At 51.9% G+C, this 2,976-nt stretch carries 1 rRNA gene; it reads left to right on the plus strand.

Annotation, left to right across the window (positions count from 1 at the left end):
- Positions 1–99 precede the first annotated feature (99 nt).
- Positions 100–2,976 (plus strand): 23S ribosomal RNA (locus tag SH601_RS17490); the annotation flags it as partial.

Genomic DNA, 2,976 nt, shown 5'->3' on the forward strand with positions numbered 1-2,976 from the left:
TGTACCTTGAAAACTAGATAAGAATAATCACGTCAACATAAGTTGACTGATGACAAGACATCAAACAAACCAACGACTTTTTCATTAAAGCATTGTAATAGTTAAGTGAAGAAGGGCGCACGGTGGATGCCTTGGCACTAGGAGCCGATGAAGGACGGGACAAACACCGATATGTCTCGGGGAGCTGTACGTAAGTATTGATCCGAGAATTTCCGAATGGGGAAACCCTCTGCTCGTCATGGAGTAGAACTTCTATCTGAATCCATAGGATATGAAGAGGCAGACCCGGGGAACTGAAACATCTCAGTACCCGGAGGAAGAGAAAGCAAACGCGATTTCCTGAGTAGCGGCGAGCGAAACGGAATTAGCCCAAACCAAAAAGCTTGCTTTTTGGGGTTGTAGGACACTCCTTTGGAGTTAGAAAGAAATACATTAGACGAAGCGGTCTGGAACGACCCGCAACAGAAGGTAAGAGCCCTGTAGTCGAAAATGTGTTTCCTCCGGAGTGTATCCTGAGTACGGCGGAACACGTGAAATTCCGTCGGAATCCGGGAGGACCATCTCCCAAGGCTAAATACTCCCTAGTGACCGATAGTGAACCAGTACCGTGAGGGAAAGGTGAAAAGCACCCCGGGAGGGGAGTGAAAGAGAACCTGAAACCGTGTGCCTACAAGTAGTCGAAGCGCATTTTTGCGTGACGGCGTACCTTTTGTAGAATGGACCGGCGAGTTACGATCCCCTGCAAGGTTAAGTGGAAGACACGGAGCCGCAGCGAAAGCGAGTCTGAATAGGGCGATAATAGTAGGTGGTCGTAGACCCGAAACCGTGTGATCTACCCATGTCCAGGGTGAAGGTCAGGTAACACTGACTGGAGGCCCGAACCCACGTACGTTGAAAAGTGCGGGGATGAGGTGTGGGTAGGGGTGAAATTCCAATCGAACACGGAGATAGCTGGTTCTCTCCGAAATAGCTTTAGGGCTAGCCTCAAGGAATGTATGTTGGAGGTAGAGCACTGATTGGACTAGGGGCCCTCATCGGGTTACCGAATTCAGTCAAACTCCGAATGCCAATCATATTACCTTGGGAGTCAGACTATGGGTGATAAGGTTCATAGTCGAAAGGGAAACAGCCCAGACCGTCAGCTAAGGTCCCAAAGTATACGTTAAGTGGAAAAGGATGTGACGTTGCTTAGACAACCAGGATGTTGGCTTAGAAGCAGCCATCATTTAAAGAGTGCGTAATAGCTCACTGGTCGAGTGACGTTGCGCCGAAAATGTACCGGGGCTAAACGTATCACCGAAGCTACGGATTGTTCTTCGAACAATGGTAGGAGAGCGTTCTAAGTGCAGCGAAGTCAGACCGTGAGGACTGGTGGAGCGCTTAGAAGTGAGAATGCCGGTATGAGTAGCGAAAAAGAAGTGAGAATCTTCTTCACCGAATGCCTAAGGTTTCCTGAGGAAGGCTCGTCCGCTCAGGGTTAGTCGGGGCCTAAGCCGAGGCCGAAAGGCGTAGGCGATGGACAACAGGTTGATATTCCTGTACCACCCAATTCCGTTTGAGCAATGGGGGGACGCAGTAGGATAAGGAATGCGCACGACTGGAAGTGTGCGTCGAAGCAGTAAGTGAGTCAGATAGGCAAATCCGTCTGGCAATCACAAGCTGTGATCGGGAGGGAAATATAGTACCGAAGTTCCGGACTTCACACTGCCAAGAAAAGCCTCTAGCAAGGAAAAGGGTGCCCGTACCGCAAACCGACACAGGTAGGCGAGGAGAGAATCCTAAGGTGATCGGGAGAACTCTCGTTAAGGAACTCGGCAAAATGACCCCGTAACTTCGGGAGAAGGGGTGCTTACGTTCCGTAAGCCGCAGTGAAAAGGCCCAAGCGACTGTTTAGCAAAAACACAGGTCTCTGCGAAGCCGTAAGGCGAAGTATAGGGGCTGACACCTGCCCGGTGCTGGAAGGTTAAGGGGATGCGTTAGCATTAGCGAAGCGTTGAACCGAAGCCCCAGTAAACGGCGGCCGTAACTATAACGGTCCTAAGGTAGCGAAATTCCTTGTCGGGTAAGTTCCGACCCGCACGAAAGGTGCAACGACTTGGGCACTGTCTCAACGAGAGACCCGGTGAAATTATACTATGCGTGAAGATGCGCATTACCCGCGACAGGACGGAAAGACCCCGTGGAGCTTTACTGTAGCCTGATATTGAATGTTGGTACAGCTTGTACAGGATAGGTGGGAGCCTTAGATGCGTGAGCGCTAGCTTACGCGGAGGCGCCGGTGGGATACCACCCTGGCTGTATTGACCTTCTAACCCAGAACCGTTATCCGGTTCGGAGACAGTGTCAGGTGGGCAGTTTGACTGGGGCGGTCGCCTCCTAAAGAGTAACGGAGGCGCCCAAAGGTTCCCTCAGAATGGTTGGAAATCATTCGCAGAGTGTAAAGGCAGAAGGGAGCTTGACTGCGAGACCTACAAGTCGAGCAGGGACGAAAGTCGGGCTTAGTGATCCGGCGGTACCGTATGGAAGGGCCGTCGCTCAACGGATAAAAGCTACCCCGGGGATAACAGGCTTATCTCCCCCAAGAGTCCACATCGACGGGGAGGTTTGGCACCTCGATGTCGGCTCATCGCATCCTGGGGCTGTAGTCGGTCCCAAGGGTTGGGCTGTTCGCCCATTAAAGCGGTACGCGAGCTGGGTTCAGAACGTCGTGAGACAGTTCGGTCCCTATCCGTCGTGGGCGTTGGAAGTTTGAGAGGAGCTGTCCTTAGTACGAGAGGACCGGGATGGACACACCGCTGGTGCACCAGTTGTTCTGCCAAGAGCATCGCTGGGTAGCTACGTGTGGAAGGGATAAGTGCTGAAAGCATCTAAGCATGAAGCCCCCCTCAAGATGAGACTTCCCATCTATTCGATAGAGTAAGATCCCTCAGAGACGATGAGGTAGATAGGTTCGAGGTGGAAGCATGGTGACATGTG

Source organism: Gracilibacillus pellucidus (assembly GCF_033949965.1).
GTDB classification, from domain to species: domain Bacteria; phylum Bacillota; class Bacilli; order Bacillales; family Amphibacillaceae; genus Gracilibacillus; species Gracilibacillus pellucidus.